Origin of the sequence: Streptomyces sp. NPDC056734, from assembly GCF_042790455.1 — a bacterium.
GTDB lineage: Bacteria > Actinomycetota > Actinomycetes > Streptomycetales > Streptomycetaceae > Streptomyces.
This window is the reverse complement of record NZ_JBHTZD010000009.1, coordinates 35009-53349: the sequence shown is the minus strand read 5'-3', so window position 1 is coordinate 53349 and position 18341 is coordinate 35009. Positions and strand designations below refer to the sequence as shown.

General features: G+C 73.5%; 15 protein-coding genes. 12 read left to right on the top strand and 3 right to left on the bottom strand.

Annotation, left to right across the window (positions count from 1 at the left end):
- Positions 1-180 precede the first annotated feature (180 nt).
- The 3 genes from ACFRFC_RS15510 to ACFRFC_RS15500 all read left to right on the top strand — a co-directional run bounded on the left by ACFRFC_RS15510 (position 181) and on the right by ACFRFC_RS15500 (position 3473).
- Positions 181-1029 (top strand): GNAT family N-acetyltransferase, encoded by an 849-nt coding sequence (locus ACFRFC_RS15510; RefSeq protein ID WP_382690039.1) that lies wholly within the window; start codon positions 181-183, stop codon positions 1027-1029.
- Positions 1030-1168: 139 nt separating this feature from the next.
- Complete coding sequence (locus tag ACFRFC_RS15505; protein ID WP_382690041.1) at positions 1169-1696, top strand: GNAT family N-acetyltransferase; 528 nt, start codon at positions 1169-1171, stop codon at positions 1694-1696.
- Positions 1697-1769: 73 nt separating this feature from the next.
- Positions 1770-3473, top strand: a complete 1704-nt coding sequence (locus ACFRFC_RS15500; protein ID WP_382690044.1) for a proline--tRNA ligase — start codon at positions 1770-1772, stop codon at positions 3471-3473.
- Positions 3474-3826: 353 nt separating this feature from the next.
- Here ACFRFC_RS15500 and ACFRFC_RS15495 read toward each other — a convergent pair whose 3' ends face one another.
- The 3 genes from ACFRFC_RS15495 to ACFRFC_RS15485 form a co-directional block, all read right to left on the bottom strand.
- Entirely contained in the window at positions 3827-4726 is a 900-nt protein-coding gene (locus ACFRFC_RS15495; protein WP_382690046.1) for an aminoglycoside phosphotransferase family protein, read from the bottom strand.
- A 67-nt stretch (positions 4727-4793) separates the two neighbouring features.
- Entirely contained in the window at positions 4794-5282 is a 489-nt protein-coding gene (locus ACFRFC_RS15490; RefSeq protein ID WP_382690048.1) for a ferritin-like domain-containing protein, read from the bottom strand.
- Positions 5279-5779 carry a hypothetical protein gene (locus ACFRFC_RS15485; RefSeq protein ID WP_382690050.1) on the bottom strand — a complete coding sequence of 167 codons (501 nt, stop codon included), beginning with the start codon at positions 5777-5779 and terminating at the stop codon, positions 5279-5281. The genes ACFRFC_RS15490 and ACFRFC_RS15485 overlap by 4 nt, the downstream gene beginning before the upstream one ends.
- Before the next feature lie 225 nt (positions 5780-6004).
- Between ACFRFC_RS15485 and rimP the strand changes: the two genes are divergently transcribed.
- The 9 genes from rimP (at position 6005) to ACFRFC_RS15440 (ending at position 18333) form a co-directional block, all read left to right on the top strand.
- Positions 6005-6574 carry a ribosome maturation factor RimP gene (gene rimP / locus ACFRFC_RS15480; protein WP_382690052.1) on the top strand — a complete coding sequence of 190 codons (570 nt, stop codon included), beginning with the start codon at positions 6005-6007 and terminating at the stop codon, positions 6572-6574.
- Between the two features lie 2 nt (positions 6575-6576).
- On the top strand, positions 6577-7608 hold the full coding sequence (nusA, locus tag ACFRFC_RS15475; protein WP_382690054.1) for a transcription termination factor NusA: 1032 nt from the start codon (positions 6577-6579) through the stop codon (positions 7606-7608).
- A 90-nt stretch (positions 7609-7698) separates the two neighbouring features.
- A complete protein-coding gene (locus ACFRFC_RS15470; protein ID WP_382690056.1) occupies positions 7699-7980 on the top strand; it encodes a YlxR family protein in 282 nt (93 codons plus the stop codon).
- A gap of 166 nt (positions 7981-8146) precedes the next feature.
- Positions 8147-11284: a translation initiation factor IF-2 gene (infB, locus tag ACFRFC_RS15465; RefSeq protein ID WP_382690058.1), complete on the top strand. Its 3138-nt coding sequence runs from the start codon at positions 8147-8149 to the stop codon at positions 11282-11284.
- A gap of 266 nt (positions 11285-11550) precedes the next feature.
- Positions 11551-11844 carry a DUF503 domain-containing protein gene (locus tag ACFRFC_RS15460; RefSeq protein ID WP_382690060.1) on the top strand — a complete coding sequence of 98 codons (294 nt, stop codon included), beginning with the start codon at positions 11551-11553 and terminating at the stop codon, positions 11842-11844.
- 49 nt (positions 11845-11893) lie between these two features.
- Positions 11894-12340, top strand: a complete 447-nt coding sequence (rbfA, locus tag ACFRFC_RS15455; protein ID WP_382690062.1) for a 30S ribosome-binding factor RbfA — start codon at positions 11894-11896, stop codon at positions 12338-12340.
- Positions 12337-13242: a tRNA pseudouridine(55) synthase TruB gene (gene truB / locus ACFRFC_RS15450; RefSeq protein WP_382690064.1), complete on the top strand. Its 906-nt coding sequence runs from the start codon at positions 12337-12339 to the stop codon at positions 13240-13242. Before rbfA ends, truB begins: the two co-directional genes overlap by 4 nt.
- 257 nt (positions 13243-13499) lie before the next feature.
- Positions 13500-17225 carry a serine protease gene (locus tag ACFRFC_RS15445; protein WP_382690066.1) on the top strand — a complete coding sequence of 1242 codons (3726 nt, stop codon included), beginning with the start codon at positions 13500-13502 and terminating at the stop codon, positions 17223-17225.
- 139 nt (positions 17226-17364) lie between these two features.
- Positions 17365-18333, top strand: coding sequence for a bifunctional riboflavin kinase/FAD synthetase (locus ACFRFC_RS15440; RefSeq protein ID WP_382690068.1), 969 nt, complete (start codon positions 17365-17367; stop codon positions 18331-18333).
- Positions 18334-18341: the final 8 nt, after the last annotated feature.

Sequence of the window (18341 nt, the reverse complement as noted above, 5' to 3'; positions counted from 1 at the left end):
GCGGGGAACTGCGCGACCAGCCCCCCACAACCCGCACCCGCGACCGCACAAGCCCTCCCACTTCCCTGGGCGCAAAAGCCAACCGCACAGCCAACCGCCCCCACCAAAACGCGGGGCGGCATCCCAAAGCAACCGCAGGTACAGTGCGGAGATCGGCAACCCCACTGTGAGGCCCCGTACGTGTTGACCCAGACCACCTCCCGGGTCCTCGAACCGAGCGACCTGGACGCCGCGCTCGCCGTCCTGCACCGCGAGCCGGTCGCCAACGCCTTCGTCACCTCCCGGGTCCAGATCGCCGGCCTGGACCCATGGCGACTGGGCGGCGAGATGTGGGGCTGGTACGAGGACGGCATGCTGACGTCCCTGTGCTACGCGGGCGCCAACCTCGTCCCGATCTGCGCCACCCCCCGCGCGGTCCGCGCCTTCGCCGACCGGGCCCGCCGGGCAGGCCGCCGCTGCTCCTCGATCGTCGGCCCCGCCGAAGCCACCTCCGCGCTGTGGCGGCTGCTGGAACCGCACTGGGGCCCGCCCCGCGAGATCCGCGCCCACCAGCCCCTGATGGTCACCGACCGGATGCCCGCCACCGTCGCCCCGGACCCCTACGTCCGCCGGGTCCGCAAGGACGAGATGGACACGATCATGCCGGCCTGCGTGGCGATGTTCACCGAGGAGGTCGGCGTCTCCCCGATGGCCGGAGACGGCGGCCTCCTCTACCAGGCCAGGGTCGCCGAACTCGTCGGCTCCGGCCGCTCCTTCGCCCGGCTCGACGACCGAGGCAAGGTCGCCTTCAAGGCCGAGATCGGCGCCGCGACGGACCGCGCCTGCCAGATCCAGGGCGTGTGGGTGGCCCCCGAGTACCGGGGGATGGGCCTGGCCGCCCCGGGCATGGCCGCCGTACTGAAATACGCCCTCGCGGACGTGGCCCCCCTGGTCAGCCTGTACGTGAACGACTACAACACCGCCGCGCGCAGGACGTACACCAGGGTCGGCTTCCGCGAGGTCGGCGCGTTCATGAGCGTGCTGTTCTGACCGGACCAGGGAACCCGCCGCAAACGATCACACCCAACCCGCACCCACCACCCACCGCAACCACTCACTCACCACCGCAGCCACTCACCACCGCCACCACCCACAGCCACCCACCACCAGCCCCCTGTACGCTCCCGCCATGGACCCCGTCATCGTCCCCCTCGACCTGCCGGCCCACGTGGACGAGGCGCTGTCGGTCCAGGCACTGGCCTTCGGACTGGGCCCGGAGGAGATCGCGGTCCGCCGCCAGATCGTCCTGCGCCACATGACCTACCTCGGCGCACGGGCCTTCGGCGCGACCGTCGGACGACAACTCGTCGGGTTCGTGTACGGCATGCCCAACGAGCGCACCCACTGGTGGTCCACCGTCGTGGAGCCGTACCTGCGCGCACAGCACAACACCGAGTGGCTGGACGACTCCTTCGTCATCACGGAACTCCACGTCCACCCCGCCCACCAGAACCTCGGCATCGGCCGCGCCCTGATCACCACGATCACGGACACCGCCGCCGAGCCCCGCTCGATCCTCTCCGCGATCGACACCGACAGCCCGGCCCGCGGCCTGTACCGCTCCCTGGGCTATATGGACCTCGCCCGCCAGGTCCACTTCCCCAGCGCCCCCAAGCCCTACGCGGTCATGGGCGCCCCGCTCCCGCTGCTGCGGTAGCGGATTTCCACCGGCCCATGCCCCCCGGCTAACCTCCATGCCATCACCCTTTCCTGGCAGGAGTACGAGAACGATGGCGAACGCACCGGTCCAGCGCATGTCCCAGTTGTTGGCGAAGACCCTGCGCGACGACCCGGCGGACGCCGAGGTCCTCAGCCACAAACTCCTCGTGCGCGCCGGGTATGTCCGCCGCACCGCCGCCGGCATCTGGTCCTGGCTGCCGCTGGGCAGGAAGGTGCTCGCCAATGTGGAGCGGATCGTCCGTGAGGAGATGGACGCGATCGGCGCCCAGGAGGTCCTGCTCCCCGCACTGCTGCCGCGCGAGCCGTACGAGGCGACCGGCCGCTGGAACGAGTACGGGGCCGAACTGTTCCGCCTGAACGACCGCAAGGGCGGCGACTACCTCCTCGGCCCCACCCACGAGGAGATCTTCACCCTCCTGGTCAAGGACCAGGCGTCCTCCTACAAGGACCTGCCGGTCATCCTCTACCAGATCCAGACCAAGTTCCGTGACGAGGCCCGCCCCCGCGCGGGCATCCTGCGCGGCCGTGAGTTCCTGATGAAGGACTCGTACTCCTTCGACCTCACCGACGAGGGCCTCGCCGAGTCGTACGCGCTGCACCGGCAGGCGTACCGGAAGGTGTTCGAGCGGCTCGGCCTCGACTACCGCATCTGCTTCGCCACGGCGGGCGCGATGGGCGGCTCGAAGTCGGAGGAGTTCCTGGCGCCCTCCACCGCCGGTGAGGACATCTTCGCGGACTGCCCGAACTGCGAGTTCGCGGCCAACACCGAGGCGATCACCTACGAGCTGAAGCCGGTCGACGGCTCGGCCGTCCCCGCCGCCGAGGAGATCGACACCCCGGACACCCCGACCATCGAGACCCTGGCCGCCTCCCTCGGCGTCCCGGCCTCCGCGACCCTGAAGAACCTGCTGGTCAAGGTGGACGGCGAGATCGTCGCCGTGGGCGTGCCCGGGGACCGCGAGGTGGACCTCGGCAAGGTCGAGGCGCACTTCGCCCCCGCCGAGGTCGAGCTGGTCACCGCCGAGGACTTCACCGGCCGCCCCGACCTGGTCCGCGGCTATGTCGGACCGCAGGGCCTGGCCAAGGTGACGTACCTCGCCGACCCGCGGGTGGCACCGGGCACGGCGTGGATCACGGGCGCCAACAAGGAGAACGTGCACGCGAAGAACGTCGTCGCCGGCCGGGACTTCGAGGTCGACGCGTACGTCGATGTCGTGGTCGTGCAGGAGGGCGACCCGTGCCCCAACTGCGGTACCGGCCTCAAGCTGGACCGCGCCATCGAGATCGGCCACATCTTCCAGCTCGGCCGCAAGTACGCCGACGCACTGAAGCTGGACGTCCTCGGCCACACCGGCAAGCCGGTCCGCGTCACCATGGGCTCCTACGGCATCGGCGTCTCCCGCGCGGTCGCCGCCCTCGCCGAGCAGACCGCCGACGACAAGGGCCTGTGCTGGCCCGCCGAGGTCGCCCCCGCGGACGTCCACGTGGTCGCCGCGGGCAAGGCCCTCCAGACCGAACTCGCCCTGGAGGTCTCCGAGCAGCTCGCGGCAGCGGGCGTCCGGGTCCTGGTGGACGACCGCGCCGGAGTCTCCCCGGGCGTCAAGTTCACCGACTCCGAACTGATCGGCGTCCCCACCATCCTGGTAGCGGGCCGCCGAGCCGCCGAGGGCGTGGTCGAACTGAAGGACCGCCGCACCGGCGAACGCGAGGAACTCCCGGTGGCCGAGGCCATCACCCGCCTGACAACCACCTGACAGCCACGCAAGCCAGACCGGGGCCCACGGCCCCGGCCAGCCCTGCAAGCCAACGCTGACGACACCCCCTCAGGGGCGCGGGGAACTGCGCGACCGGCCCCCACCGACCCGCACCCGAGCAACACCCTTCCCCAGCCAAGCCTGCAAGCCGACGCTGACGACACCCCCTCAGGGGCGCGGGGAACTGCGCGACCGGCCCCCACCGACCCGCACCCGAGCAACACCCTTCCCCAGCCAAGCCTGCAAGCCGACGCTGACGACACCCCCTCAGGGGCGCGGGGAACTGCGCGACCAGCCCCCACCGACCCGCACCCGAGCACACCGCCCGCACCCGAGGAAACCCCCACGCCCCCTCACAACCACCCAGCGAACTCCAACAACAGCTCCGCATCCCCCAGGCGCCCCACGCGGAGCGCCCGCACACCCGACTCCACCGCCCGGAACAGCGTCCACCCCCGCAACCGCTCCTGATCCACCTCCAGCGACTCCGCGAGCCGCTTCACCCGGCGCCGGGTCGTCGCCGCACCGGACGGACTGGCGATCAGATCCTCCACCCGGTCCCGCACCAGCCGCGCCAGATCGAACGCGCACTCCCCGGCCACCGGGTCCGGCCCCACCGCCAGCCACGGCATCCGCTCACCGGCCAGCACCTTGCTCTGCCGGAACGTGCCGTGCAGCAGCCGTCGCTCGGGCGGCGCCGCCAGCAGCGCGTCCCGGGCCGCCAGCGCCGCGTCCACCAGCGGGGTCACCGAGCCGTCCGCGTCCGCGCTCGCCCGCATCGCCGCCGCCTGCCGCCCGGTCCGCTCGGCGACCGTCTCGAAGACCACCCCGGCCGGCGGCTCCACCCACAGCCTGCGCAGCACCCCCGCCGCCTCCAGCAGCGCCTTCGCCTCCGGCAGCGACCGCACCGAGACATCCGGATGCAGCCGCTCCAGCAGCAGCGCCCCGTCCGCCGACTCCGCCTCCAGCAGTTGTACGGCGCCCCGGCCGGCCCAGTGCGCCAGCGCCGCCCGCTCGCTCTGTGGCCGGGCCCGCGGCGGGGCCAGCTTCAGTACGGCGGGCGAGCCGTCGGCGTACCGCACCAGCATCACCAGGCTGCTGCGGCCACCGGGCATCTGCACCCGTTCCATGCTCAACTCGCGTAGCGCGAGGGCCTGTCGGGCGGTCCCGGGCAGTTCGCCCAGCCAGTCGTCACCCTCCGGCGCCGTCTCGCCCAGCGCCCTGATCAGTCGCCGCGGCGGTGCGAAAGCCATACGCGAGTCGATTCCTTCCCTGCCCTGCCCTGCCCTGCCCGCCCCGGCTCGTCCCGTCCCCTGTCCCTCACGCCGGGGGCGCGGGCGACGCCGAAGCGGTCCCCGCCCGCTCGGCGAGACCAGGGAAGGCTACGCTGCCGCCCCGCCAGCGCACCGCCCGCACCGCCGCCTCGCGCAGCCCCTCGGCCGCCGTGCCCCGCAGCCCGTCCGCCGCGGCCCGCACCAGGTCGGAGTAGACGCCTGCCACCCGGTCCTCCAGCTCGGCGGCCAGCCGCAGCGCCGCCGGCGCGTCCGGCACGGCGAACGGCAGCGCGTACCCGGCCGCCGCGGCCACCGGCTCCCCGCCCCGGTCCCGCACCTCACGCGCCAGCGCGTCCCGCCGGGCGCGATGGGCGTCGTACGCCGCCCTGGCCTCCGTGACCCGCTCCTCGTGGATCCTGCCGCCCACCACGCCGTACCCGTACACGGCCGCGTGCTCGGCGGCCAGCGTCGCCTGGAGCGCGTCCAGCTCCGCCGCCTTCTCCTCCTCGGTCGCCGCCGCCTTCGCCCCGCTCATGCCTCGCCCTCCGTCAGCAGATACGCGTGCGCCGCCCCGGCCGCCGCCACCGAGGCCAGCAGCCGGGCCAGCTCGCCCGGCAGGTCCACCAGCTCCCGCGCCCGCCGGTCCGCCAGCGTGCGCTCGGCGGTCGCGAGCCCGCTCAGCGCACCCTGCTGGTCGGCGGGCACCCCGGGGGAGGCCGTGGGGGACGGCGAGCCGGTCGACCGCGCCGCGCCGCCGAACGCCTGCGCGTGCCGTACGACCTCGTCCCGCAGCGGTCCCAGCCGCTCCGCGAGCGCCGGATGGGCGGCGAGCACGGCGTCGTAGCGCCCGGCGAGGGCCAGGCTCTCGCGGGCCGCACGCGCGCGTGCCCGGTCGGCGGCGACCAGAGCGGCCGAGCCGCCGCCGGAGTCGTCGGCGGTGCAGCCCGTCAGCAGGAGCGTTCCCGCGGCCGAGGCGAGCAGGGTTCTTCTGCGCGGCCCGGAGCGGGCGCGCGACGGCAGGGGGAGCGGCACGGCAGACGTCCTCGGCAGGCTCGTACGAACAGATAGACACATCGGGCGAGCAGATAGACACATCGGGCGGCTCGCCCGCGATCACGGTACCCGCGCCGGGGGCGCACGCCCGGCAGCGGCACCACCCGTCCGCAGGTGGACGGCAACACACCCCCGGACCGGATACCCTTTGACCAGACACGAGCCCTTCCCCACAACAGCACACGCGGCCGAGGAGTCACCCGGATGAGCACCACCCAGAGCGAGAGGCTGCGAGAACTGCTGGAACCGCTCGTGACCTCCCAGGGCCTGGATCTCGAAGAGATCACCGTGGACTCCGTAGGACGCAAGCGGGTGCTGCGTGTCACCGTCGACTCCGACACCGGGGCGGACCTGGACCAGGTCGCCGAGGTGAGCCGCGCGCTCTCGGCGAGGCTCGACGAGAGCGACGTGATGGGCGAGGGCGAGTACACCCTGGAGGTCGGCACCCCGGGCGCGGAGCGCCCGCTCACCGAGCTGCGCCACTACGTGCGCGCCACCGGCCGGCTGGTGGCGTTCCAGCTCGCCGGCGGCGGTGAGGTCGTCGCCAGGATCCTGACCGTGGACGCGACCGGTCTGGACACCGAGGTGCCCGGGGTCAAGGGGCGCAAGCCCACCGCGCGCAGGCTCCCCTTCGAGGAGATCGCCAAGGCGCGCGTCCAGGTCGAGTTCGGCCGCGCGGACAAGGCGGCGGACAGGACAGCGGACGAGGCGGCGGACAGCGCAGTGGGCAGGACGGCGGACGAGACGGACATGACGGAAGAAGAGGAGGCGTAGCCGTGGACATCGACATGAGCGCCCTGCGGGGCTTGGTGCGGGAGAAGGAGATCTCCTTCGACCTGCTGGTCGAGGCGATCGAGGCGGCCCTTCTCATCGCCTACCACCGGACCGACGGCAGCCGCCGCCGCGCCCGCGTGGAGCTGAACCGGGAGACCGGCCATGTGACCGTGTGGGCCAAGGAGGACCCGGAGGACCTGGAGGAGGGTCAGGAGGCCCGCGAGTTCGACGACACGCCGTCCGGTTTCGGCCGGATCGCCGCGACCACCGCCAAGCAGGTCATCCTCCAGCGGCTGCGCGACGCCCAGGACGACGCCACCCTCGGCGAGTACGCGGGCCGCGAGGGCGACATCGTCACCGGCGTGGTCCAGCAGGGCCGCGACCCGAAGAACGTCCTCGTGGACATCGGCAAGCTGGAGGCCATCCTGCCGGTGCAGGAACAGGTCCCCGGCGAGACGTACCCGCACGGCCTGCGGCTGCGGTCGTACGTCGTCCGGGTGGCGAAGGGCGTGCGCGGTCCGTCCGTCACCCTCTCGCGCACCCACCCCAATCTGGTGAAGAAGCTGTTCGCGCTGGAGGTGCCGGAGATCGCCGACGGATCCGTCGAGATCGCCGCCATCGCCCGCGAGGCCGGCCACCGCACCAAGATCGCCGTACGCTCCACCCGCGCGGGCCTGAACGCCAAGGGGGCCTGCATCGGCCCCATGGGCGGCCGGGTGCGCAATGTGATGGGCGAGCTGAACGGCGAGAAGATCGACATCGTCGACTGGTCCGACGACCCGGCGGAGATGGTGGCCAACGCGCTGTCCCCGGCCCGGGTGTCCAAGGTCGACGTGGTGGACCTCGCCGCCCGCTCCGCGCGGGTGACGGTGCCCGACTACCAGCTGTCGCTGGCGATCGGCAAGGAAGGGCAGAACGCCCGGCTGGCCGCCCGTCTCACCGGCTGGCGCATCGACATCCGCCCGGACACCGAACAGCCCGCGGAACAGGGCTCACCCGGAGGCGGGGAGCAGCGGAGAGCGGCGGGGGAATAGATCCGAGCCGCAGGTGGCTTGGATCACGACAACGCGCGTTCGATTCTTGCCCCGTAGGGGTGAGGTCGGTGCGGGGAGGTAGACTGAGGAGTGTCTGGCCGGACGCGTGCCGTCGCACGCCCTGAGCGCACCTGTGTGGGGTGCAGGCAGCGAGCGGCCAAGATCGAACTGCTGCGGATCGTGGTGGTCGAGGGCGCTTGCACCCCTGATCCTCGCGGTACGCTGCCCGGCCGGGGTGCCTATGTACACCCCGCCCAGGTCTGTCTGGACCAGGCGGTGCGCCGCCGGGCGTTCCCGCGGGCGTTCCGCGTCCCGGGGCCGCTCGACGTAAAGGCGTTGCGCCACCACGTCGAGCGGACACACAGTTGCTGAGCAGGCAACACGGTAAGAAGACATGTCGCGCGGAAGCCCCCGTGCGGCCTGGTACCTCGCGAGTCGAAAGCAGGTCGAGATTGCGATGAGCACTCGATGAGTACGCGATGAGTACGCCCATGAACTAGCGACGGTCCGGCCGCAACCCGGACCTCAGAGGAGCGAAGTGGCTAAGGTCCGGGTCTACGAACTCGCCAAGGAGTTCGGCGTCGAGAGCAAGGTCGTCATGGCCAAGCTCCAGGAACTCGGTGAATTCGTCCGTTCGGCGTCTTCGACGATCGAAGCGCCCGTAGTACGCAAGCTGACCGACGCCTTCCAGCAGGGCAGTGGCAACGGCAGGTCCGCCCGCCCCGCCCCCCGGAAGGCCACCCCCACCCCCAAGCCCGGCGCGCCCACTCCGGCGCAGTCGGTCCGTCCCGGTGCCCCCAAGCCCGGCGCCCCGCGCCCGGCCCCCGCGCAGCCCGTGGCCCCGGCGGCCTCCGCCGCCCCCGCGGCTCCGGCCGCACCGGTGACCCCGGCGTCCTCGGGTTCCCCGGTTTCCACTCCTGCCCAGGGCTCGCGTCCCACGCCGGGCCCCCGGCCCGCGCCGCGTCCGGCCCCGGCCGCCCCGGAGTTCACCGCTCCGCCGGCGCCCAACCCGGCCCCGGCGGCGTCCAAGCCCAGCAGCGGTCCGCGCCCCGGCGCCCCGCGTCCCGGCGGGCGGCCCTCCGGCCCCGGCCAGGGGCAGGGCCAGGGTCAGGGCCAGTCGCGTCCGGACCGGGGCGCGCCGCGTCCCGGCGGTGCCCAGGGCCAGCGCCCCGGTGCCCGTCCGTCCGGCCCGCGTCCGGGCAACAACCCCTTCACCTCCGGTGGTAACGCCGGTATGGCCCGTCCGCAGTCGCCGCGTCCGCAGGGCGCGCGTCCCGGCGGTCCCGGCGGCGCTCCCGGCGGTGGCGGTCCGCGTCCCCAGGCGCCCGGCGCCCAGGGCGGCGGTCCGCGTCCGCAGGCCGCAGGCGGTTCCCGGCCGAGCCCCGGCTCGATGCCGCGTCCGCAGGGCGGCGGCCCGCGGCCCGGCGGTGGTCCCGCCGGTCCGCGTCCCAACCCCGGCATGATGCCGCAGCGTCCGGCGGCCGGTCCGCGTCCCGGCGGCGGTGGCCCCGGTGGCCGCGGTCCCGGTGGCGGTGGCCGTCCCGGTGGCGGTGGCGGCGGTCGTCCCGGCGGCGGGTTCGCCGGTCGTCCCGGCGGTCCCGGTGGCGGTGGCGGCGGTTTCGCCGGCCGTCCCGGTGCTCCGGGTGGCGGCGGCGGTTTCGCCGGTCGTCCCGGTGGTCCCGGTGCGGGTGGCGGCGGTGGCCGTCCCGGCTTCGGCGGCCGTCCCGGCGGTCCCGGTGGCCGCGGTGGCACGCAGGGCGCCTTCGGCCGTCCCGGCGGTCCGGCCCGGCGTGGCCGCAAGTCGAAGCGGCAGCGGCGCCAGGAGTACGAGGCCATGCAGGCGCCCAGCGTCGGCGGTGTGATGCTGCCGCGCGGCAACGGCGAGGCCATCCGGCTCTCCCGCGGCGCGTCGCTCACCGACTTCGCGGAGAAGATCAACGCCAACCCGGCGTCCCTCGTCGCGGTCATGATGAACCTCGGCGAAATGGTCACGGCCACCCAGTCCGTCTCCGACGAGACGCTGGAACTCCTCGCGGGCGAGATGAACTACACGGTTCAGATCGTCAGCCCCGAGGAGGAGGACCGTGAGCTGCTGGAGTCCTTCGACATCGAGTTCGGTGAGGACGAGGGCGGCGAGGAGGACCTCGTGGTCCGTCCGCCGGTCGTCACCGTCATGGGTCACGTCGACCATGGAAAGACCCGGCTGCTCGACGCCATCCGCAAGACCAACGTCATCGCGGGCGAGGCCGGCGGCATCACCCAGCACATCGGTGCCTACCAGGTCGCGACCGAGGTCAACGCCGAAGAGCGCAAGATCACCTTCATCGACACCCCGGGTCACGAGGCGTTCACCGCCATGCGTGCCCGTGGTGCCCGCTCGACCGACATCGCGATCCTGGTCGTCGCCGCCAACGACGGCGTCATGCCGCAGACGGTCGAGGCGCTCAACCACGCGAAGGCGGCCGACGTCCCGATCGTGGTCGCGGTCAACAAGATCGACGTCGAGGGCGCCGACCCGACCAAGGTGCGCGGCCAGCTCACCGAGTTCGGGCTGGTGGCCGAGGAGTACGGCGGCGAGACCATGTTCGTCGACATCTCCGCCAAGCAGGGGCTGAACATCGACTCCCTGCTGGAGGCCGTGATCCTCACCGCCGACGCCTCGCTCGACCTGCGGGCCAACCCGCACCAGGACGCGCAGGGCATCTCGATCGAGTCCCGGCTCGACCGCGGTCGCGGCGCCGTCTCCACGGTCCTCGTCCAGCGAGGCACCCTGCGGGTCGGCGACACGATGGTCGTGGGCGACGCCTACGGCCGGGTGCGCGCCATGCTCGACGACAACGGCAACAACGTCGCCGAGGCGGGCCCGTCGACGCCGGTCCAGGTCCTGGGCCTGACCAACGTCCCGGGCGCGGGTGACAACTTCCTGGTGGTCGAGGAGGACCGTACGGCCCGCCAGATCGCCGAGAAGCGCGCCGCCCGCGAGCGCAACGCGGCCTTCGCCAAGCGCACGCGCCGTGTCTCGCTGGAGGACCTGGACAAGGTCCTGAAGGCCGGCGAGGTCCAGCAGCTCAACCTGATCATCAAGGGCGACGCGTCCGGATCGGTCGAGGCGCTGGAATCCTCCCTGCTCCAGCTCGACGTCGGCGAAGAGGTCGACATCCGGGTCCTGCACCGCGGTGTCGGTGCGGTCACGGAGTCCGACATCGACCTGGCCATGGGTTCCGACGCCATCGTCATCGGCTTCAACGTCCGCGCGGCCGGCCGTGCCGCGCAGATGGCCGAGCGCGAGGGCGTGGACGTCCGCTACTACTCGGTCATCTACCAGGCGATCGAGGAGATCGAGGCGGCCCTCAAGGGCATGCTCAAGCCGGAGTTCGAAGAGGTCGAGCTGGGCACGGCGGAGATCCGCGAGGTCTTCAAGTCGTCCAAGCTCGGCAACATCGCGGGTGTCCTCATCCGCTCCGGCGAGGTCAAGCGCAACACCAAGGCCCGACTGGTCCGCGACGGCAAGGTCATCGCGGAGAGCCTCAACATCGAGGGCCTGCGCCGCTTCAAGGATGATGTCACCGAGATCCGCGAAGGGTTCGAGGGCGGTATCAACCTCGGCAACTTCAACGACATCAAGGTCGACGACGTCATCGCGACGTACGAGATGCGCGAGAAGCCGCGGGTGTAACACCCAGGCATGAGCTGGCCGGTGGGACGAGAGTCCCACCGGCCAGTGCCGTGTCGGTGCCTAGTGCCGCCGCTCGCTTTTTGAGGGGCGCGGGGAACTGCGCGAGCAACCCCCACGACCCGCAGACGCACTCCTGCGAAACCCGCCACGGCGGCCTGCGCAACCGCCCGCCCGCAGGGCAGGGCAAAACCCGGTCGAGCCCACGGCGACCCCGCGGTACCGTTTCCGGACACCGATCCCGACCCGGCGGGTGAACCGGTACACACATGTACGTGGGGACTCTGTCCTTCGACCTCCTCCTCGGCGACGTCCACTCGCTGAAGGAGAAACGCTCCCTGGTCCGCCCCATCGTCGCCGAGCTGCAACGCAAGTACGCGGTCAGCGCGGCCGAGACCGGTCATCAGGACCTGCACCGCAGGGCCGAGATCGGACTCGCGGTGGTCTCCGGCGACCCGGGGCACCTCAGCGACGTACTGGACCGCTGTGAGCGGCTCGTGGCGGCGCGGCCCGAGGTGGAACTGCTGTCGGTCCGCCGCAGACTGCACGGCGACGAGGACTGAAGCGGCGCACACTGAAACACGAAGAAGAAAGCACTAAGGAGACGGACCAGTGGCCGACAACGCGCGCGCCAAACGGCTGGCGGACCTCATCCGAGAGGTGGTGGCCCAGAAGCTCCAGCGCGGGATCAAGGACCCGCGACTCGGCTCGCACATCACCATCACGGACACCCGGGTCACGGGTGACCTGAGGGAGGCGACCGTCTTCTACACCGTGTACGGGGACGACGAGCAGCGGCAGGAGGCGGCCGCCGGCCTGGAGAGCGCCAAGGGCATCCTGCGCTCCGAGGTCGGCAAGGCCGCCGGGGTGAAGTTCACCCCGACCCTGGCCTTCGTCGCCGACGCCCTCCCGGACACCGCGAAGACCATCGAGGACCTCCTCGACAAGGCCCGCCAGTCCGACGAGAAGGTACGCGAGGCATCCTCCGGCGCCACCTACGCCGGGGACGCCGACCCGTACAAGAAGCCCGGCGACGACGAGGACGACGCCGCCGAATGACCGAGAAGCCCACCCCGCCCGACGGCCTGGTCATTGTCGACAAGCCGTCGGGCTTCACCTCGCACGACGTGGTCGCCAAGATGCGCGGCATCGCCAGGACCCGGCGCGTCGGCCACGCCGGCACGCTCGACCCGATGGCGACCGGCGTCCTCGTCCTCGGTATCGAGCGCGCCACCAAACTGCTCGGCCATCTCGCGCTGACCGAGAAGGAGTACCTGGGCACGATCCGCCTGGGCCAGAGCACCGTCACCGATGACGCCGAGGGCGAGATCACGAGGTCGGCCGACGCCTCGAAGGTCACCCGCGACGCCGTCGACACGGGGGTCGCGAAGCTCACCGGCGCCATCATGCAGGTGCCGTCCAAGGTCAGCGCCATCAAGATCAACGGCGTGCGCTCCTACAAGCGGGCCCGCGAGGGCGAGGACTTCGAGATCCCGGCCCGCCCCGTCACCGTCTCGTCCTTCGGGGTGTACGACGTCCGGGACGCGGTCGCCGAGGACGGCACGCCCGTGCTCGACCTGGTCGTGTCCGTCGTCTGCTCCTCCGGCACCTACATCCGCGCCCTCGCCCGCGACCTGGGCGACGGCCTCGGCGTCGGCGGACATCTCACCGCGCTGCGCCGCACCCGGGTCGGGCCGTACAAGCTCGACGCGGCGCGGACGCTGGACCAGCTCCAGAAGGAGCTGACCGTGATGCCGGTCGCCGAGGCCGCCGGTGCCGCGTTCCCCCGCTGGGACGTTGACGCCCGGCGGGCGAAGCTGCTCGCCAACGGGGTGCGGCTGGAGATGCCCGAGGAGTACGCGGGCGCCGGTGCGGTGGCCGTCTTCGGGCCCGGGGGCGGATTCCTCGCGCTCGTGGAGGAGCAGCGGGGGAAGGCCAAGAGCCTGGCCGTCTTCGGGTGAGGACGGACGCGTGAGCGGGGGCTGTGTGCCCGTGGAGCGGCGGTCACGGGGTAGTGCCTGCCCGCCGCTCCACGGTCCCCCCTCGGTTCCCCCACCCCTAGGGTTATCCAATGGGCGGCGTCTGTTCACCCGTTCAGGCGGGCGCTTGGAGTGAACCCGGGGAGTGGAAGGGGGCGCGTTCGCCGCACGCCGTGTTTCCCCGATCACCGCCCGCCTACCGTCGTACACAGGTACGTGGTGGGTGGGGAGGTTCGACCATGGCGGGACGGCCCGGTCCCACCCCCTCCGGTGAGGCGCTCCGCGCGGCGGACGGCCCCGGCTCCGCCCTCGTGCATCTCCACGATCTCGCCGGACGCCCCCGTGGCCTCGGCTTCCTCGCCGACCACCACGGCACCCTGATCACCAGCCACGAGGCCGTCGACGGACTGCGCCGGCTGGTGCTGCGGTCCGCCGGGGACCGCGCCTGCACGGTGACCGCCGACGACATCACCGCCCTGCCCGGCCGTGATCTGGCGCTCGTACGGACCGACGGACTCGGCGTGGACCCGCTGCCCGTCACCGCGCGCGAGCGGATCGGCACCGGCAGCTATGCGCGGCTCGCCGCCGGATGCTGGCGCGAGGCCCGGGTGCTGGGCACCGCCGAGGTGACCTACACCGCCACCGACCGCCTCCATCTCCTGGACGACGCCCTGGAGCTGGCCATCGGCACGGCAGGGCGGGACGCGCTGCGGCTCGGCGGCGGCGCGGCGGGCGGCCCGCTGCTCGACACCGCCACCGGCACGGTGATCGGCGTGATCGGCACCGCCCTGCGCTCCGGCGCGCGCGACAGCGGCTTCGCGGTGCCGTTGCGCCCCGCCGCCGAAGGCCCCCTCGCCGACCTGCTCGAACGCAACGCCGCGACCGTCCCCGCCTACGGCGCCGACCTCAATCTCGCGGGCGTCCTGGAACTGACGGCCACCTCGGTCGGCTCCGACGGCCCCACGGGAGCGCTCACCGGGCGGGCGAGGGTGGTCCCGGTGGAACGGGCCGCGGTCGCCGCCGAGTTCGCCGCCTTCACCGCGGGCCGCGCCGATGTCCTCGCCCTGATCGGAGCGCCCGGCAGCGGTCGTACGACGGAACTGGCGGCCCTCGCCGCCCGCCGCGGCAGCGGCAGCGCACCCGCGCCGACCCTGTGGCTGCGCGGCGCCGATCTGCAGAACTGGGACGCCTCGGTGGCGGACGCGGCCGACCGCGCACTGGCCCGTGCCGCCCGGATCGTCGGCGCCTCCCGCCCCGAAGTCCCCGTACGCCCCGTACGCCCCGTACGCCCCGAACTCCCCGAACTTCCCGAGCGGTTCGGCGACCTGACGCTCCAACGGCTCGCCCGGCTGGCCCGCGCCGCCGGCCGCCCGCTGCTGATCCTGCTCGACGGCCCGGAGGAGATGCCGCCGGTCCTCGCCCACCGGCTGGCCGAGTGGACCCGGGACACCGCCCGTCGGCTCGCGGAGAGCGGGGCACGGATGGTGGTGGGGTGCGGGGCGGAGTACTGGGAGGGGGCGGGGGAGGGGTTCACGACGGGGGGCGGGTATGGGCGGGTGGGGGGTGAGGAGGGCTCCGCGGGGGGCGTCGGGTACGAGCAGGGCGTGGCGTATGAGCAGGGCGGGGCCTACCGGCAGGGCGGGATGTGCGAGCAGGGCGGGACCCACAGGCAGGGCGGGACGTACGGGCGGGGCGGGACCTACAGGCCGCACGGTGTCGCCGTCGACGTGCCGGTGCTCGTGCCGCTCGGTGATCTCACCCGGAGCGAGGCCCGCGAGGCGCGGTCCCGGTACGGCATTCCGGAGGACGCCCTGGTGCCCGCCGACGCCCGCCACCCGCTCACCCTGCGCCTGCTCTCCGAGGTACGGGCCGCCCTGCCGGAGGCCCCCGAACCCCGGGCGCTCGACCGGTACGACGTGCTCGCCGCCCACCTCGACCTGATGTGCCTGCGCATCGCCGTACGGATCGCCGCCGAGAACGGCGTGGCGGGCCGGGCCGTCCGCCGGCTCGCCACCAAGGTCGCCGGGCAGGTCCACGAGGCCGCGCGGGGCAGTCTGGGGCCGGGACAGGGGGAGCTGGACCGGGCCGCGTTCGAGGCGGTGTTCCCATGGGGGCCCGCGCCCCGTGGGCTCGGCGGGGGCACCGGCTGGGCGTCGGCCGTGCTCGCCGAGGGGCTGCTCGTCCCCGCGGGCGGCGGCTACCGCTTCGCCCACGAGGAACTCGCCGACTGGATCCAGGGCATGCACCTCGACCTCGACGAGGCCCTGCACGCCCTGGTCCACCGCAGCCGCGAGCCCGCCCTCGCGCCGAACCCCTTCCCCGTGCCCCACCATCGCATCGGCCCGGTCGTCCAGTCCCTGCTGCTCCTCGCCCGCCAGCAGGGCACCTACCGACTCGGCCTGAAACTGGAGGAGTTGGTGCGGGCGCTGGACGCCGACCCCGACTCCTGGTGGGCGGCGCGGCTGCTCGGCGAGGTGCTGCGCCAGGTGCCCGACGCGACCCCGTACCTCACCGTGCTGCGGCTGCTGGCCGACCGGATCGTGCGGTGGCGGGGGTACGGGCGGGCGGTGCCCGTCGAGTTCGGGCCCGGCTTCTGGACCGGGCTCGCGGTGCCCGGCGCCGAGCGGCTCGACCTGCTGCGCCGGCTGGTGCTCGCCGACCCGGCGCCGGACGGGAGCGAGGGGCCACGCCATCTGGACGCCGTGGCCGCGCTGCTCGCCGCCGACCCCCACGCCGTACAGCCGCTGCTCATGCGGTGGTTCGACGACGAGCGGGCGCTGCCCGCGACCCCGCACGCCACCGTGGCGACCGCCGCGCAGGCGCTGCTGCACACGCACCGGCGGCGCGCGCTCGACGAGCTCACCGAGGCGCTCGCCGAGCGGGCGCATCCACGGGCCGAGGAACTGCTGGCCGTGCTGGCGGAGGAGGAGCCGTCGGCGAGCTGCCGGGCCGTGGACCGCTGGGCGCATGACCCGCGTCCGGCCCGGCACGAGAGCGCCATGGTCCACGGGCTGCGCACCGGCCCGCACGCCCGCTCCGCCGCCGACCGCGACCTCCTGCGGGACGCGGCGCTGTGTGTGCTCGCCGCCCCCGCCGACGCCCCCCTGCACGGAGCCGCGCTCGGCATCCTGGTCCGCGACCCGCGCAGTCGGGCCCGGCATCTGCCGAAGGCGCTCGCCCGGTTCGGGGCGGGTGATCCCCGGCTGCCCGCCGCCGCCCTGCTCGCGGCGCTGGACACCCATCCGGAACCGGTCCTGGAGGCGTTCCGGACCCGGCTGGCCACCGGCGGCGGGCCGGTCGCCGCCGACGGGGGCGTGGCCGAGGCACTGTGGACCCTCCTCGACGCCACCCCGGCCGCGCTCGCCCGCCGGGTGGCCGTGCTGGTGGGGGAGACGGTGGAGCGGCGGCCCGCGTGCGCGGGTGTGGTGGCCGAGTGGGCGGACGCCCGGATCGACCTGCCGGACGTCGGCCGCGCGGTGGTGTTTCCGCTGGTGGCGGAGTTGCTGGCGGGGGGCTGCGAGCGGGCGCGGGGGGCGCTGGCCGGGGTGCTCGGCGAGGGCGGGGCCGCCGCCCGTTCGTCCGCCCGCTCGTCCGCCCCTTCGTCCGCCCGCTCGTCGCGCGCGGAGCTGCGCGAGGCTCTGCTGGCCAGGGAGCGGGAGCCGGGGGTGCTGGACGCGCTGCTGCGCGGGGTGGTCGCGAGCCACCCCGGCCTCCCGGTCCGGCCTGACCGGCCGGACCGGGAGCTGGGCGCGCTGGTGCGCCGGATCGGTCTCCTGCTGGTCCGCACCCCCGAGGGCGCCGCGTGCTTCGACCGGGGCCTGGTCGACCTGGGGCGGCAGGTGCCCGGCTTCGCCGCCCAGGTGGCGGGGTGGCTGACACAGGCGCCGCAGGAGTGGGCGGCGATGGTGGGGCCCAGCACCCGTCGGATGATCGGGAGCCTGGCGGGGGTGCGGGTGCCCGCGTGAGCGGGCCCGGGGGAGGGGGTGGGCGTGCGCCCGGTCACAGCGTGGACGCCGATGCGGGGCCGGGGCATCCGGCATGGCACCCTTAGACCTGCGTAAGAAGCATCCGTTAACACAGACACGGGTTCGAGGAGCGGTCACAGTGCAACGCTGGCGTGGCTTGGAGGACATCCCCGAGGACTGGGGACGCAGCGTCGTCACCATCGGCTCCTACGACGGAGTACACCGCGGCCACCAGCTGATCATCCGGCATGCCGTGGAGCGCGCCCGCAAGCTGGGCGTGCCGTCCGTCGTAGTCACCTTCGACCCGCATCCCAGCGAGGTCGTCCGTCCGGGCAGTCACCCTCCGCTGCTCTCCCCGCACCACCGCCGTGCCGAACTGATGGCCGAGCTGGGGGTGGACGCGCTGCTGATCCTCCCCTTCACGGCCGAGTTCTCGAAGCTCTCGCCCGCCGAGTTCATCGTGAAGGTCCTGGTGGACAAGTTGCACGCCAGGGCGGCCGTGGAGGGCCCGAACTTCCGCTTCGGCCACAAGGCCGCGGGCAATGTCGAGTTCCTCGCCGAGCAGGGCAAGATCTACGACTTCGAGGTCGAGGTCGTCGACCTGTGCCTCACCGGGGAGGCGGGCGGCGGACAGCCGTTCTCCTCCACCCTGACCCGGGGCCTGGTCGCCGCGGGCGATGTGGCGGGCGCCGCCGAGATCCTCGGACGTCCGCACCGCGTCGAGGGCGTGGTGGTGCGCGGCGCCCAGCGCGGGCGGGAGCTGGGCTATCCGACGGCGAACCTGGAGACCCTGCCCCACACCGCGATCCCGGCCGACGGGGTGTACGCGGGGTGGCTGCACGCCCAGGGCGAGGCGATGCCGGCCGCGATCTCGGTCGGCACCAACCCGCAGTTCGACGGCACCGAGCGCACGGTCGAGGCGTACGCCATCGACCGGGTGGGGCTCGATCTGTACGGGCTGCATGTCGCCGTCGACTTCCTCGCGTTCGTGCGCGGACAGGCGCGGTTCGACTCGCTCGACGGGCTGCTGGAGCAGATGGCGGTGGATGTGAAGAAGTGCAGGGAGTGGGTGGCGGAGGCGGAAGCCGAGGCCGCGCGGGGGGAGTAGCTCCCCGG